Source organism: Bradyrhizobium sp. USDA 3311 (assembly GCF_054062495.1).
Genome location: NZ_JBSSFI010000001.1, coordinates 6,608,970 through 6,624,287, shown reverse-complemented (window position 1 = coordinate 6,624,287; position 15,318 = coordinate 6,608,970). Strand labels below are relative to the sequence as shown.

At 64.7% G+C, this 15,318-nt stretch carries 15 protein-coding genes; 14 read left to right on the top strand and 1 reads right to left on the bottom strand.

Features of this window, described 5'->3' with window-relative positions:
• Positions 1 to 72 precede the first annotated feature (72 nt).
• From ACVWW6_RS31975 to ACVWW6_RS31955, 5 genes are all read left to right on the top strand, one after another.
• Positions 73 to 1,296, top strand: a complete 1,224-nt coding sequence (locus tag ACVWW6_RS31975; RefSeq protein WP_028171051.1) for an ABC transporter substrate-binding protein — start codon at positions 73 to 75, stop codon at positions 1,294 to 1,296.
• 74 nt (positions 1,297 to 1,370) lie between these two features.
• Positions 1,371 to 2,240, top strand: a complete 870-nt coding sequence (locus tag ACVWW6_RS31970; RefSeq protein ID WP_011086816.1) for a branched-chain amino acid ABC transporter permease — start codon at positions 1,371 to 1,373, stop codon at positions 2,238 to 2,240.
• A 1-nt stretch (position 2,241) separates the two neighbouring features.
• The gene (locus ACVWW6_RS31965; protein WP_011086817.1) at positions 2,242 to 3,210 is read left to right on the top strand and encodes a branched-chain amino acid ABC transporter permease; all 969 of its coding nucleotides are present in this window, start codon (positions 2,242 to 2,244) and stop codon (positions 3,208 to 3,210) included.
• A 156-nt stretch (positions 3,211 to 3,366) separates the two neighbouring features.
• Entirely contained in the window at positions 3,367 to 4,011 is a 645-nt protein-coding gene (locus ACVWW6_RS31960) for a DUF47 domain-containing protein (protein ID WP_011086818.1), read from the top strand.
• A gap of 72 nt (positions 4,012 to 4,083) precedes the next feature.
• Positions 4,084 to 5,091, top strand: a complete 1,008-nt coding sequence (locus ACVWW6_RS31955; RefSeq protein ID WP_011086819.1) for an inorganic phosphate transporter — start codon at positions 4,084 to 4,086, stop codon at positions 5,089 to 5,091.
• Here ACVWW6_RS31955 and sugE read toward each other — a convergent pair.
• On the bottom strand, positions 5,084 to 5,398 hold the full coding sequence (sugE, locus tag ACVWW6_RS31950; protein ID WP_028171053.1) for a quaternary ammonium compound efflux SMR transporter SugE: 315 nt from the start codon (positions 5,396 to 5,398) through the stop codon (positions 5,084 to 5,086). The two genes, ACVWW6_RS31955 and sugE, sit on opposite strands and share 8 nt — an antisense overlap.
• 158 nt (positions 5,399 to 5,556) lie before the next feature.
• On the opposite strand from sugE, the gene ACVWW6_RS31945 reads away from it, so the two are divergent.
• The 9 genes from ACVWW6_RS31945 (at position 5,557) to ACVWW6_RS31905 (ending at position 15,057) form a co-directional block, all read left to right on the top strand.
• Positions 5,557 to 7,179: a peptide chain release factor 3 gene (locus ACVWW6_RS31945; protein ID WP_011086821.1), complete on the top strand. Its 1,623-nt coding sequence runs from the start codon at positions 5,557 to 5,559 to the stop codon at positions 7,177 to 7,179.
• 107 nt (positions 7,180 to 7,286) lie between these two features.
• On the top strand, positions 7,287 to 7,865 hold the full coding sequence (locus tag ACVWW6_RS31940; protein ID WP_028171054.1) for a hypothetical protein: 579 nt from the start codon (positions 7,287 to 7,289) through the stop codon (positions 7,863 to 7,865).
• Positions 7,866 to 7,934: 69 nt separating this feature from the next.
• Complete coding sequence (locus ACVWW6_RS31935) at positions 7,935 to 8,519, top strand: NnrU family protein (RefSeq protein WP_456682033.1); 585 nt, start codon at positions 7,935 to 7,937, stop codon at positions 8,517 to 8,519.
• Between the two features lie 3 nt (positions 8,520 to 8,522).
• Complete coding sequence (gene panB, locus ACVWW6_RS31930; RefSeq protein ID WP_456682032.1) at positions 8,523 to 9,344, top strand: 3-methyl-2-oxobutanoate hydroxymethyltransferase; 822 nt, start codon at positions 8,523 to 8,525, stop codon at positions 9,342 to 9,344.
• A 12-nt stretch (positions 9,345 to 9,356) separates the two neighbouring features.
• Positions 9,357 to 10,949, top strand: coding sequence for a class I adenylate-forming enzyme family protein (locus ACVWW6_RS31925; RefSeq protein WP_456682031.1), 1,593 nt, complete (start codon positions 9,357 to 9,359; stop codon positions 10,947 to 10,949).
• Positions 10,950 to 11,118: 169 nt separating this feature from the next.
• Positions 11,119 to 11,772 (top strand): tetratricopeptide repeat protein, encoded by a 654-nt coding sequence (locus ACVWW6_RS31920; protein ID WP_456682030.1) that lies wholly within the window; start codon positions 11,119 to 11,121, stop codon positions 11,770 to 11,772.
• Positions 11,773 to 11,802: 30 nt separating this feature from the next.
• Positions 11,803 to 12,354 (top strand): hypothetical protein, encoded by a 552-nt coding sequence (locus tag ACVWW6_RS31915; RefSeq protein ID WP_028171058.1) that lies wholly within the window; start codon positions 11,803 to 11,805, stop codon positions 12,352 to 12,354.
• 49 nt (positions 12,355 to 12,403) lie between these two features.
• Entirely contained in the window at positions 12,404 to 13,786 is a 1,383-nt protein-coding gene (gene der, locus ACVWW6_RS31910) for a ribosome biogenesis GTPase Der (protein ID WP_456682029.1), read from the top strand.
• Positions 13,783 to 15,057 (top strand): TCR/Tet family MFS transporter, encoded by a 1,275-nt coding sequence (locus ACVWW6_RS31905; RefSeq protein WP_271556756.1) that lies wholly within the window; start codon positions 13,783 to 13,785, stop codon positions 15,055 to 15,057. Before der ends, ACVWW6_RS31905 begins: the two co-directional genes overlap by 4 nt.
• The last annotated feature ends 261 nt before the right edge of the window (positions 15,058 to 15,318 follow it).

Below are 15,318 nucleotides of genomic sequence, written 5' to 3'. Positions count from 1 at the left end.
GAAGCGATTTTCCGAAAAGATCATGCTTAAACAGAAGAACTGCCAACGAGAAAATTCAAAAAGGAAAGTTGCATGAAGACCAGGTCGATTGCATCATTGCTGCTGACCACCGCGCTCACCTTCGCCGCAGCCGGCGTCGCGTCCGCGCAGGACAAGACCGTCAAGATCGGCGCGCTGTCCGATCAGTCAGGACTCTATGCCGATCTCGGCGGCCCCGGCTCGACGCTCGCAGCGCAGATGGCCGTTGAAGATTCCGGCCTTACCGCCAAGGGCTGGAAGATCGACATTGTCTCCGGCGATCACCAGAACAAGCCCGACATCGGCACCGCGATCGCGCGGCAGTGGTTCGACGTCGACAAGATCGATGTCATCGTGGACGTGCCGAATTCCGGTGTGGCGCTCGCCGTCAACAACGTCATCAAGGAAAAGAACGGCGTCTACATCAACTCTGGTGCGGCGACCTCCGACCTCACCAACGCGCAGTGCTCACCCAACACCGTGCACTGGACCTACGACACCTACATGCTGGCCCACACCACGGGCCAGGCGCTGGTGAAGGCGGGTGGCGACAGCTGGTTCTTCCTGACCGCGGACTACGCCTTCGGTGCGGCGCTCGAGCGCGATACAACGGCCGTTGTCACCGCCAATGGCGGCAAGGTGGTCGGCGGCGTGAAGCATCCGCTGAACACGCCGGACTTCTCGTCCTTCCTGCTCCAGGCGCAGGCCTCCAAGGCCAAGATCATCGGCCTTGCCAATGCCGGCGGCGACACCACCAACGCCATCAAGCAGGCGGCCGAGTTCGGCATCGTCAAGGGCGGCCAGAAGCTCGCCGCGCTCTTGCTTTTCCTCACCGACGTCAAGGCGATCGGTCTGGAGACCGCGCAGGGCCTCAACTTCACCGAGACGTTCTACTGGGACATGAACGACCAGACCCGGGCGTTCTCGAAGCGCTTTGCCGGGAAAATGAAGAACAACGCGCCGCCGACCATGGTGCAGGCCGGCGTCTATGCCGGCGTGCGCCACTATCTCAAGGCGCTGGACGCACTCGGCGGCAATCCTCACGACGGCGTCAAGGTCGTCGAGAAGATGAAGTCGATGCCGACGGAGGACGATCTGTTCGGCAAGGGCGAGATCCAGCCGAACGGCCGCACCATCCACAGCGCCTATCTGTTCGAGGTCAAGAAGCCCTCGGAGTCCAAGGGCCCGTGGGACTTCTACAAGCTGGTCGGCACGGTGCCGGGCGATCAGGCCTTCACGCCGCTGTCCGAGAGCAAGTGCGCGCTGTTGAAGAAGTAGGATAACGGCCCGCAGGCCTTTGAGGCCTGCGGGCGACTTTCAGGGGAACGCCGAAGGGACCGGGTGCGGGATCGATGCAGGCACTTTACGCTCAGCTACTGGTGGGACTGATCAACGGCTCGTTCTACGCGCTGCTCAGTCTCGGGCTTGCCGTGATCTTCGGCATGCTCAACATCATCAATTTCGCCCATGGCGCGCTCTACATGATGGGCGCCTTCGTCGCCTATTTCCTGCTGAACAATGATTATCTCAGTATTGGCTACTGGCCGGCATTGATCGTCGCTCCGATTGTCGTCGGCATCTTCGGCATGATCCTGGAACGGACCATGCTGCAATGGCTGACCGGGCTTGACCATCTCTACGGCCTGCTGCTGACCTTCGGCATTGCGCTGATCGTGCAGGGCGTGTTCCAGAACTATTTTGGATCGTCGGGCCTGCCTTACGCCATTCCTGACCAGCTCAAGGGCGGCATGAATCTCGGCTTCATGTTCTTACCGGTCTATCGCGGCTGGGTCGTCGTGTTCTCGCTTATCGTGTGTCTGGCGACCTGGTACCTGATCGAGAAGACGCGGCTCGGCGCTTACCTCCGCGCCGCGACCGAAAACCCGACGCTGGTCCGCGCCTTCGGCATCAACGTGCCGCGCATGATCACGCTGACCTACGGTCTCGGCGTCGGCCTTGCCGCGCTCGCCGGCGTGCTCTCGGCGCCGATCAACCAGGTGCGGCCGCTGATGGGCGCCGACCTCATCATCGTCGTGTTTGCCGTGGTGGTGATCGGCGGCATGGGATCGATCATGGGCTCGATCATCACCGGTTTCGCTCTCGGCGTGATCGAGGGCCTGACCAAGTATTTCTACCCCGAGGCCTCCAACACCGTCGTGTTCGTGCTGATGGTGCTGGTGCTCTTGGTGAAGCCATCGGGATTGACGGGAAGGGCGGCCTGATATGACAGCCTTGACGGACGATACGCTGCGGGCGACCCCGCGCGCGATGCGTGACGAGATGATCGTGTTTGCGGTGATGGCGCTGCTGCTGGCGTCGGTGCCGTTCACGGGGGTCTATCCGTTCTTCGTGATGCAGGCGCTGTGCTTCGCGCTCCTCGCCTGCGCCTTCAACCTTCTGATCGGCTATGGCGGCCTGCTGTCGTTCGGCCACGCGATGTTCTTAGGCACGGCCGGCTATTGCAGCGCGCATGCGCTGAAGGTGTGGGCGTTGCCGCCGGAGCTCGGCATCCTCGTCGGCGTCGCCGGTGCTTTCGTGCTCTCGATCGTGACCGGCTACATCTCGATCCGCCGCCAGGGCATCTATTTCTCGATGATCACGCTGGCGCTGTCGCAGCTCCTGTACTTCATCTACCTCCAGGCGCCGTTCACCCATGGCGAAGACGGCATCCAGGGCATTCCGCAGGGGCACATGTTCGGCGTCCTCGATCTCTCCAAGCCGACGGTCCTGTACTACGTCGTGCTGGTCGGCTTCCTCGCCGGCTTCCTGTTGATCTTCCGCATCATCAACTCGCCGTTCGGCGAGGTGCTGAAGTCGATCCGCGAGAACGAGCAGCGCGCGATCTCGCTCGGCTACCGGACCGACCAGTACAAGTTCCTGGCCTTCGTCCTGTCGGGCACGCTGGCCGGCTTCGCCGGATCGCTGAAGGTGTTCGTGGCGCAAAATGCCTCGCTCACCGACGTACACTGGTCGATGTCGGGCGAAGTCGTGCTGATGACGCTGGTCGGGGGTCTCGGGACCATCTTCGGACCCGTGGTCGGCGCCTTCGTGATCATCGCCATGCAGCAATATCTGGCGAGCTTCGGCCAATGGGTGACGGTGATCCAGGGCTCGATCTTCGTGATCTGCGTGCTCACCTTCCGCCGCGGCGTCGTCGGTGAAATCGCGCATTACTTCCGGCGTTCGCTCTAAGTAATTGATTTAAGGTCAATTTACCCGCTTCGTGAAAGTGGTGGATGATCCGGCACCGCGAGCGTGAGGCGGCACGCGCGCGGACCGAAAATGGTCTATGACAGTTTCGTGACGGCCCTTCCGGGCCGGGCCATTTCCAACCGGTAGTCTATCCCCATGATGCGATGGTTTCGCGCTTTCCTGCCCAAGGAAGAACGGTTCTTCGACCTGTTCGACCGACATGCCCAGACCGTGATCCAGGGCTCGATCGCGCTCCAGGGCATGCTCAACGGGGGCGAGGAGACGCCGGTCTATTGCCAGCGCGTCAACCAGTTCGAGAACGATGCCGACAACATCACCCGTGAGGTGCTGACGGCGGTGCGCCGCACCTTCATCACGCCGTTCGACCGCGGCGACATCAAGAACCTCATCACCTCGATGGACGACGCCATCGACCAGATGCAGCAGACCGCCAAGGCCGTGATGCTGTTCGAGGTCCGCGCCTTCGAGCCGCCGATGCGCGAGATCGGCGGGCTTCTGATCGAATGCGCCAATCTGGTCGGCCGTGCGCTGCCCCTGATGCAGCAGATCGGCAAGAACGTGGCCATGCTGACCGCCATCACGGAAGAGCTGACCAAGCTCGAGGGCCGGGTCGACGATCTCCACGACATCGGGATGAAGGAGCTGTTCCTCAAGCACCGCGACGGCAACGCGATGGATTTCATCGTCGGTGTCGAGATCTACGACCATCTCGAAAAGGTCGCCGATCGCTTCGATGACGTCGCAAACGAGATCAACAGCATCGTCATCGAGCAAGTGTAGCGCATGATCCGGAAAAATGTGCAGCGGTTGTCCGCGCAAATCATGCCAAAACTTTAAGGCAGGGGCCTCGCCGTGGATGCTGCGTTGGGTCTTCCCGTCCTGGTCGGACTGATCGCCGTCGCGCTGCTGTTCGACTTCTTGAACGGCCTGCATGATGCCGCCAATTCGATCGCGACCATCGTCTCGACCCGCGTGCTGCGGCCGCAATTCGCGGTGTTCTGGGCCGCTTTCTTCAATTTCGTCGCCTTCATGGTGTTCGGGCTGCACGTCGCCCAGACCATCGGCACCGGCATCATCGATCCCTCGATCGTCGATGCCCACGTGATCTTCGCGGCGCTGGTCGGCGCCATCGTCTGGAACCTCGTGACCTGGGCGCTCGGCATCCCGTCTTCGTCGTCGCATGCGCTGATCGGCGGGTTGTTCGGTGCCGGCGTGGCCAAAGCCGGGATTTCGGCGGCGGTCTGGAGCGGATTGTCCAAGACGGTGATCGCCATCGTGCTGTCTCCGCTGGTCGGCTTCCTGCTGGCGATGCTGCTGGTTGCGATCGTCTCCTGGGCCTCGGTGCGATCGACGCCCTTCGCCGTGGACCGCGCCTTCCGCATCCTGCAATTCGCCTCCGCCTCGCTCTATTCGCTCGGCCATGGCGGCAATGACGCGCAGAAGACCATGGGCATCATCGCCGTGCTGCTCTATTCACAGGGCCATCTCGGCAGCGAATTCTCGGTGCCGTTCTGGGTCGTGCTGTCCTGCCAGGCCGCGATGGCGATGGGCACGCTGATGGGCGGCTGGCGCATCGTCCGCACCATGGGCCTGCGCATCACGAAACTGACGCCGATGCAGGGCTTTTGCGCCGAAACCGGCGGCGCCGCGACCCTGTTCATGGCGACCTTCCTCGGGGTTCCCGTCTCGACCACCCACACCATCACCGGCGCCATCGTCGGCGTCGGCGCCGCCCGCCGCCTCTCGGCGGTGCGCTGGAACGTCGCCAGCTCGATCGTCTATGCCTGGGTGATCACGATGCCGGCCTCGGCGATCGTCGCCGCGCTGACCTGGTGGGCGGTCAGGATTTTCGTCAAGTAACGAGCTTCAGCCCGATGATACCGGCAACGATCAGTCCGATGCTGGCCAGGCGAAGCGCGGTGGCCGGCTCGCCGAACAGGATGATCCCGAGCGTCGCCGTGCCGACCGCGCCGATGCCGGTCCACACCGCATAGGCGGTCCCGACGGGCAGCGATTTGAGCGCGAGCCCGAGCAGGATGACGCTGCCCGCCATCGCCGCGAGCGTGATGACGGAGGGAACAAGCCTGGTGAAACCCTCGGTGTATTTCAGGCCGATCGCCCAGGTGATCTCGAGAAGACCGGCGACGAACAGGATGCTCCAGGCCATGACGACCCTCCATTCAAGGCAGGGTCGTCCCCGCGGCTGATATGCTGGTGGATAGGAGGGCCGTCCCTCCCAAACGGCGATATGGGGCTGGCCGAAGGGCTCCGCAATTACCAAATCAGGCTTGATCCGGCCCATTTTCCCTGCCAAACGCTCCCGCCATGTCCGACATCGCCACCACCACAGCCGAATCGCCGGCCCGTTCCCCGCTTGCCGCTGAAGTGGCGCGGCGGCGCACCTTTGCGATCATCTCCCACCCCGACGCCGGCAAGACCACGCTGACCGAAAAGCTGCTGCTGTTCGGCGGCGCCATCAACCTCGCCGGTCAGGTCAAGGCCAAGGGCGAGCGGCGCAACACGCGCTCGGACTGGATGAAGATCGAGCGCGAGCGCGGTATCTCGGTCGTGACGTCCGTGATGACCTTCGAGTTCGAGGGCCTCGTGTTCAACCTGCTGGACACGCCGGGCCACGAGGATTTTTCGGAAGACACCTATCGCACGCTGACGGCCGTCGATTCCGCCGTCATGGTCATCGACGCCGCCAAGGGCATCGAGGCGCGCACCCGAAAACTGTTCGAGGTCTGTCGCCTGCGCGACATTCCGATCATCACCTTCATCAACAAGATGGACCGAGAGAGCCGCGACGTCTTCGAGCTGCTGGACGAGATCGAGAAGACGCTGGCGCTCGACACCACGCCGATGACCTGGCCGGTCGGCCGCGGCCGCGACTTCCTCGGCACCTATGACGTCGTCAATGGCGGCGTGCGCCTGCTCGAAGGCGGCGGCGCCAAGACCGGCGCGGCGCAGCAGATCGAGATCGAGGAGCTTGCCAAGCTCAACGCCAATCTCGACGTCTCCGCGGTGAAGGACGAGCTCGAGCTCGTCACCGAGGCTTCAAAGCCGTTCGAGCTGGAGGCGTTTCGCGAGGGCCACCTGACGCCGGTCTATTTCGGCAGCGCGCTGCGCAATTTCGGCGTCGGCGACCTCCTGGAGGGCCTCGGCAAGTTCGCGCCCGAGCCGCGTGCGCAGGAGAGCGACCAGCGCAAGGTCGAGGCGACCGATCCGCGCATGAGCGCCTTCGTGTTCAAGATCCAGGCGAACATGGATCCGAACCACCGCGACCGCATCGCCTTTGCGCGCCTGTGCTCGGGCAAGCTCAGCCGCGGCATGAAGGCGAAACTGGTGCGCACCGGCAAGAGCATGCCGCTGTCGAGCCCGCAATTCTTCTTCGCGCAGGACCGTTCGGTGGCGGATGAGGCCTTTGCCGGCGACGTCGTCGGCATTCCCAACCACGGCACGCTGCGCATCGGTGACACGCTGACCGAGGGCGAGGATTTCAACTTCGTCGGCGTGCCGAGCTTTGCGCCGGAAATCGTCCGCCGCGTCCGTCTCACCGACGCGATGAAGGCGAAGAAGCTGAAGGAAGCGCTTCAGCAGATGTCGGAAGAGGGCGTCGTCCAGGTGTTCCGCCCGCGCGACGGTGCGCCTGCGCTGGTCGGCGTGGTCGGCGCGCTCCAGCTCGACGTGCTGAAGGCACGGCTGGAGGCGGAATATTCCCTTCCGGTCGAGTTCGAGGTCAGCGAGTTCCAGCTTGCGCGCTGGGTTTCTTCAGACGATCGCAAGAAGCTCGACACTTTCATCGCCGCCAACACCTCGAGTATCGCCGACGACGTCGATGGTGATCCCGTCTATCTGGCGAGGAACGAGTTCTATCTCGGCTACACCAGGGAACGCGCCGAGGGGATCGAGTTCACCAACGTCAAGGACGTCAAGAAGAAGGGATAACGCGCGCCAAGGCCGCCTAAAACGCGAGCATGTGAACGCGCGCGCACTTGACGCTTTCGCGACGAATGCCACCTTTCGTCCACAGTGGCATTGAGAGTTCGCATACCATGTGGCGCGGCATTCTCCTTCTTATACTGCTGGCGATATCGACGGTGGCCGCCGACGCGCAGCGGCGCCAGATCAATCCCATCCCGTTTGCGCATGAACCGTGCAGCGTGCTCGACAACCGGCCCTGCACGCCGTCCTATTGCAGCCCGCTCGAGCCCGGGCCCTGCATTCCCGAGATCGACTATCCTTACGGCCAGAATCTCCAGCTCACGATCGTCAGCGTGCCGTCCGAATCCGACCGCGCCAAATACCGGAAGCCGGATCACGATCTCGATACGATCGGCGACCTCTTCGCCGAATTGCGCACTTGCTGGTCGCCGCCAGCGGACAACGCGCGGGCCGGCATGCAGATGTCGGTGCGCTTCAGCTTCAACAAGGCGGGCGGCCTGATCGGTCCGCCACGCCTCACATACGCCACCGCGGGCGTCCCGGCCGACACCCGCACGACCTATCTGAACGCCATCGATGCTTCGCTGAAGGCCTGCTTGCCGCTGAAATTCACCAGCGGTCTCGGCGGCGCCCTGGCAGGGCGGCCGATCGCGATCCGCTATGTCGACAATCGGCAGCTCGGCAAGTAGCGCATCGGTTGCGACCGACCGCCAATCGATGCTACGCCAGAGGCGGGCGCTGGTTGAGGGGAGGATGTCGTGGGTCTGCTGGTCATGATCCTGGGGCTGGTGCTGTTTTTCGCGGCGCATGTCTTCACAACGAAACGCGAGGCGCGCGCGCAGGCCATCGCGAGGCTGGGCGAGGGGACCTACAAGATCCTTTATGCGCTCGTCTCACTCGCGGGGCTCGCGCTGATCATCTGGGGCTTTGGTCATTACCGTGCGACCGGCTGGATCGACGTCTGGTATCCGCCGAAGGCGATGAAGCACATCACGCTCGCGCTGATGCTGCCCGCGGTCATCCTGGTTGTCGCGTCATACCTGCGCGGCCGCATCTACGCGACGCTGAAACATCCGATGCTGGCCGGCATCAAGCTGTGGGCGGCCGCGCATCTCCTCGCCAATGGCGATCTCGGTTCCATCATCCTGTTCGGCTCGTTCCTGGGCTGGGCTGTGTATGACCGCATTTCGTTGAAGCATCGCACTGACGTTGGCGGCCCGCCGATTCCGGTAGGCGGCGTCTCCAACGATCTGATCGCGGTCGCGGTCGGCGTCGTTGCCTATCTGGCGCTGGCGTTTGCATTCCATCCTGTCGTGATCGGAGTTCCTGTCGTAGGGGTCTGACAAATGTCCGTCCAATCCGCCATCAGGCGCAAGACCGCGCCCGACCTCCGCATTCGCAAGAATGGCGAGCCGATCGTGATGCTGACCTCCTATCACGCGCACACCGCCGCGCTGGTCGACAGGCACTGCGATGCGATCCTGGTTGGCGATTCCCTTGGCAATGTCATGCATGGCTTCGAGACCACGGTGCCCGTGACGCTTGAGATGATGATCCTGCAGGGCTGCGCGGTGATGCGCGGCTCCAGCCAGGCGCTCGTCGTCGTCGACATGCCGTTCGGCTCCTACGAAGGCTCGAAGGAGCAGGCCTTCCAGTCGGCGGTGCGGATCATGAAGGAGACGCTGTGCGGCGCGGTCAAGCTCGAGGGCGGCGCGCGGATGGCGGAGACGGTGGCGTTTCTCTCCGAGCGCGGCATTCCCGTGATGGGCCATATCGGGCTGACGCCACAGTCGATCAACACGCTTGGCTCGTTCCGCGCGCAGGGCCGCGAGGAGGCGAACTGGGCTCCGATCGAGAACGACGCCAGGGCGATCGCAGAGGCGGGGGCCTTCTCGATCGTGATCGAGGCGGTCGCCGAGCCGCTGGCGCGCAAGATCACGCAATCGATCGCAGTTCCTACCATCGGCATTGGCGCGAGCGCAGCCTGCGACGGCCAGATTTTGGTGCTGGAAGATATGCTCGGCTTGTCGCCAAGGTCGCCGAAATTCGTACGCCGCTATGGCAATCTCGGACCGGCGATCGAGGAAGCCATCGCGGGCTATGCGCGCGACGTGAAGAGCCGGGCCTTCCCGGGCCCGGAGCATGTCTACGATATGAAGACGAGCTGAGGAGGGGCGCGCATGGACTGGTCGCAGCACGCACTTCCGTCGATGCGGCTTGAGCCGCGCTTCGGCGACCGCGTCGTGCCGGCCTTTGTGAAGCGGCCGGGCAGCGTTTGGGCGATGATTGCGGAAGCGGTTGCGCAGAACGCCGATGGCGAGGCCCTGATCTGCGGTCATGTCCGGCTGAGCTGGCGCCAGGTCGTCGACCGGGCCGCCCGGATCGCCGAGGGCTTTCGCAAGCTCGGCCTCAAGCGCGGTGATCGCGTGGCCATCCTGCTGGGCAACCGCATCGAATTTCCGCTGCTGCTGTTTGCCGCCGCGCATGAGGGGCTGGTCACGGTTCTGCTCAGCACGCGCCAGCAGAAGCCGGAGATTGCCTATGTGCTCACCGATTGCGGCGCCAAGATCCTGATCCACGAGGCAGGGCTCGCCGGGCGGCTGCCGGATGCGCGGGATGTGCCCGATGTGATCCACCGCGTTGCCGTCGACGACGACCCGCATGCGTCGCGCTTCGCAGTGCTCGCAGACAACGCCGCGGCCGCCGCGCCCGTTGACGTGCACGAAGAGGACACGGCGATGATCCTCTACACCTCGGGCACGACGGGCAAGCCGAAGGGCGCGATGCTGGCCAATTGCAACATCGTCCATTCCTCGATGGTGTTTGCGTCCTGCCTGCAATTGACGGAAGCGGACCGTTCGATCGCGGCCGTGCCGCTCGGTCACGTCACTGGTGTCGTCGCCAACATCACGACCATGATCCGCTGCGGCGGCGCGTTGATCATCATGCCGGAGTTCAAGGCCGCCGATTATCTCAAGCTCGCCGCGCGCGAGCGCGTCACCTACACGGTGATGGTTCCGGCAATGTACAATCTCTGCCTGCTCCAGCCCGATTTCGACAGCTACGATCTGTCGAGCTGGCGCATCGGCGGCTTTGGCGGCGCGCCGATGCCGGTCGCGACCATCGAGAGGCTCAAGGCGACGATTCCCGGCCTGAAGCTGATGAACTGCTACGGCGCGACCGAGACGACATCGCCCTCGACGATCATGCCGGGCGAACTGACGGCGAGCCATATCGACAGCGTGGGCCTGCCGTGTCCCGGCGCGCGCATCGTCGCGATGGGACCCGATGGGCGCGAGCTGCCCCATGGCGAGATCGGGGAGCTTTGGATTCAGAGCGCCTCCGTCATCAAGGGTTACTGGAACAACCCGAAAGCCACGACCGAGAGCTTCACCGGTGGGTTCTGGCACTCGGGCGATCTGGGGTCAGTCGATGCGGACGGTTTTGTCCGCGTCTTCGACCGCCAGAAGGACATGATCAATCGCGGCGGACTGAAGATCTATTCCGCGGAGGTCGAATCCGTGCTGGCGGGCCACCCCGCGGTGATCGAGAGCGCGATCATTGCCAGGGCCTGCCCGGTGCTCGGTGAGCGCGTCCATGCTGTCGTGGTGACCCGCACCCCGGTCGCCGGCGACGTCTTGCGGGCCTGGTGCGCCGAGCGGCTGTCCGACTACAAGGTCCCCGAAACCATGGCGATCACCACCGAGCCGCTGCCGCGCAACGCCAATGGCAAGGTGCTGAAGCGGCAGTTGCGGGAGCACTTGGGAACCTGAGCCGGGCAGGGGCTTCTTCCGGGCTCTCCCGGGTGGTTAACGCCTTGATCGGGCTCGCTTTGCCTTGCCACCGCCATATCGTTAGGCTACCTCGCCGCCACGCGGGGGACGGGATTCCTGACGCGAACGCTGTGGCGCGCGCACCCGGACGGGCATGGGATTAGCATAAGTGTCTGAATTATTTGACGAAGTCGACGAGGAAGTACGTCGCGAACAGCTCAAGAAGCTGTGGGAAAAATATTCGATCTACTTCATCGCCCTGATGGTGCTCATCGTGGCCGCCGTGGGCGGCTGGCGCGGCTACCAGTATCTGGAGGCCAAGAAGGCCGCCGAGGCCGGCGCCGCCTTCGAGAAGGCCGTCGAGCTGTCAGAGCAGGACAAGCATGCCGAGGCTGAGACGGCCTTCACCGAGCTCGCCGCCAAGGCTCCGTCGGGCTATCGCACTCTGGCGCGGCTGCGTGCTGCGGCCGAGGCCGCTGGCCGCGATCCCAAGGCCGCCGCCAAGATGTACGACGACATTGCCGCCGACCGCGGCGTCGGCGGCGAGTGGCAGGATCTGGCGAAGATCCGCGCCGCCGGCCTGCTGGTCGACAGCGCCAGCTACGTCGACATGCAGCAGCGGCTGGAGGCTTCCGCCACACCCAAATCGACCTTCCGCCACAGCGCCCGCGAGTTGCTGGCGCTGTCGGCCTGGCGCAACAACGACACGACCGCAGCCCGCAAATGGCTCGACGCGATCGCAGAGGACGGCGAAACGCCGCCGGGCCTGCGCTCGCGCGCCGAGGCGCTCCAGGCCCTGCTGCCGCCCGTCGCCAAAAGCTGACGGTCCCGAGAGCTGAGACGAGACACCGATATGCGCCGCACGCCACGCTTGATCGCAGCCGCCGTCCTGATCGCCTTCACGGGCGTGCTGGGCGGCTGCTCCAGCTTCGATCCGAGCGACATGCTCGATTTCCTCGACACCAAGAAGAAGCTGCCAGGCGATCGCAAGCCGGTCTTCCCGGAGGGCGTGCCGGGCCTCGAGCAGGGTGTGCCGAAGGACATGTACAAGGGCGCACAGCAGCAGCCCGATCCGAATGCGCCTGCCGTTGCGGCTTTGCCCACGGAGCCGCCGCCTGAGCCGGCCAAGCCGGCAAAGGGTGCGAAGGCGAAAAAGACCAGACAGCCGGCTGCCAGCGCGGCCGCGCCCGCCGATGCGCCTGCCGGCGAAGTCGATGGCGAGGCCCAGCCGGAGGCCGCGCCGCCCGCGGCCGCTCCGCAGCCCAAGCAGAAGATCGTGCGCAAGCGCACCACCGCGCCGCCGCCCGATCAGCCCGTCCAGCAGGCCCAACCGACCCAGACCACGCAGCAGCAGTCGCAGGGCGGCTTCCCGGCGCCGCTGCCGAGCGGCAGCTTCTCGCGCTAATAATTTCATTGCATTGACAGGCGCGGCCTTCGCAGCGCACGAATGACCGATGTCCTTCACGATTGCCATTATCGGCCGGCCCAATGTCGGCAAATCGACGCTGTTCAACCGCCTGGTTGGGCAAAAGCTCGCGCTCGTCGATGACCTGCCGGGTGTCACCCGCGACCGCCGCGAGGGTGAGGCCAGGCTCGGCGACCTCGAATTCACCATCATCGACACCGCCGGCCTCGACGAGGGCGCCAAGGGCTCGCTGACCGCGCGGATGCAGGAGCAGACCGAGGCCGCGATCGCGCAGGCCGACGCGCTGTTCTTCGTCGTCGATGCCCGCATCGGCCTGACGCCGACCGACCGCGCCTTCGCCGACTTCGCCCGCAGGGCCAACAAGCCGGTGCTGCTGGTCGCCAACAAGAGCGAAGGCAAGCATGGCGATGCCGGCGCGATGGAAGCCTTTGCGCTTGGTCTTGGCGATCCCATCCAGATCTCGGCCGAGCACGGCGAGGGGATGGGCGAGCTTTATGACGCCCTCGCCAAGCTGATGCCGGAGCCCGTCGAGGAGGATGAGGACGAGGACGACGCACCGCTCTCCGAGGAAGAGGCCGCGACGCGCCCGATCCGGGTCGCCATCGTCGGCCGGCCGAATGCCGGCAAGTCGACACTGATCAACCATTTGCTCGGCGAAGAGCGCCTGCTGACGAGCCCGGAGGCCGGCACCACGCGCGATTCCATCGCGGTCGAGATCAACTGGCAGGGCCGGGATTTTCGCGTGTTCGACACCGCCGGCCTGCGGCGTCGCTCGCGCATCGAGGAGAAGCTCGAAAAGCTCTCGGTCGCCGACGCGCTGCGCGCGGTGCGCTTTGCCGAAGTCGTCGTGCTGATGATGGATGCGCAGAACCGCTTCGAGGAGCAGGATCTGCGCATTGCCGATCTGGTCGAGCGCGAGGGCCGCGCGCTCGTGCTCGCCGCCAACAAATGGGACCTGATGGAGACCAAGGGCGGCGGCGCGATCTCGGGCCTGCGCCGCGACGCCGACCACTGGCTGCCGCAGGTCAAGGGCGTGCCGATCGTCGCGGTATCAGGCCTGATGGGCGAGGGCATCGATCGCCTGATGGAGGCGATCCAGGACGCCTACGCGGTCTGGAACAGACGCGTGTCGACGTCAGCGCTCAATCGCTGGTTCGAGCAGGCGGTCCAGGCCAATCCGCCGCCGGCCGTGTCCGGCCGCAGGCTGAAGCTGAACTACATCACGCAGACCAAGGCGCGGCCGCCGAGCTTCGTGCTGTTCTGCTCGCGTGCCGACGCGGTGCCGCAGTCGTACCTGCGCTACCTGACCAATTCCATGCGCGAGGCTTTCGATCTGCCGGGCACGCCCGTGCGCATCACCTTGCGCGAGAAGGCCAACCCCTTCGCCCATAAGCGCAAGCGGCCGTCGTGAGCAACGATGCCGGCGAGGCGATGGCGCGGGGCGCTGCGCCGGTCCGGCGCGGCGCGGTCGCCTTCATCTTCGTCACCATCCTGCTCGACATGCTCGCGCTCGGCGTGATCATGCCGATCCTGCCAAAGCTCATCGAGAGCTTCGTCGACAACGACACCGCACACGCGGCCCGCATCTTCGGCCTGTTCGGCACCGCCTGGGCGTTGATGCAGTTCGTGTTCTCGCCGGTGCTGGGCGCGCTGTCCGATCGTTTCGGGCGGCGGCCGGTGGTGCTGCTGTCGAATTTCGGGCTCGCCGCCGACTACGTGCTGATGGCGCTGGCGCCGTCGCTGGTGTGGCTTTTCATTGGGCGCGTGATCTCCGGCATCACCTCGGCCAGCATCTCGACGGCGTTTGCCTATATTGCCGACATTACGCCGCCGGAGCGGCGCGCGGCGATCTTCGGCAGGATTGGCGCGGCCTTCGGCGCCGGCTTCATCCTGGGCCCCGCGCTCGGCGGCCTGCTCGGCGACATCGATCCGCGTCTGCCGTTCTGGGCGTCGGCGGCTTTGAGCTTCGCCAATGCGCTCTATGGGCTCCTGGTCCTGCCGGAATCTTTGGCGCCCGACAAGCGCGCGCCGTTCCGCTGGACCAGCGCCAATCCGGTCGGGGCGCTGCGTCTGCTGCGTTCCAACGCGATGCTGGCTGCGCTGTCGGTCGTCAACTTCATCGCGCAGGTCGCGCATGTCGTGCTGCCGTCGACCTTCGTGCTCTATGCGACCTATCGCTACGGGTGGGATTCCAAGACGGTCGGGCTGACGCTCGCGATGGTCGGCATCTGCGCCATGGTGGTGCAGGGGCTCGCCATCGGCCCGATCGTGCGCGCGCTCGGCGAGCGGAACACACTGTTGCTGGGCCTGTGCTGTGGTGCGATCGGGTTCGTGATCTTTGGCGCAGCGCCGACCGGACCGCTGTTCTGGATCGGCATTCCAGTGATGTCGCTGTGGGGCATCTCGGGTGCCGCGATGCAATCGCTGATGACGCGGCTGGTCGCACCCGATCAACAGGGTCAGCTGCAGGGCGCAACCGCGAGCGTGCAGAGCGTGTCGCAGCTCGTCGGGCCGTTCCTGTTCACGCTGACGTTTTCATACTTCATCGGCACCAGCGCGCCCTGGCAATTGCCCGGCGCGCCATTCCTCCTCGCGGGCGCGCTGATGGTGGTATGCGTGGCCATCGCGATGCGGACGCTGGCGACAGTCGCATCCGCCCGGCAGACTGGTGGCCGCGAATAGGACGGTTGCGACTGTCGCCAATTCGCAACAGAGATTCCGATTCGTCGGATTCTCGCCAGACGTGCGTACATGGAGCCTTTCGGCGGCGATACTTAGCCTGTTCAATAAATCTGTTGATTCGTTCTTTTTGCAATTGAAGGCCGGGGCCGCCGACGCCTCGGAAGCAAGCCATTCAAATGACGCGCCTGCCGATTCGGATATGGTGTTTCCCTCGGCAGCGCTTGCTGATTTGGCGAGCTGCGGCTGCAATTGCGATCACGG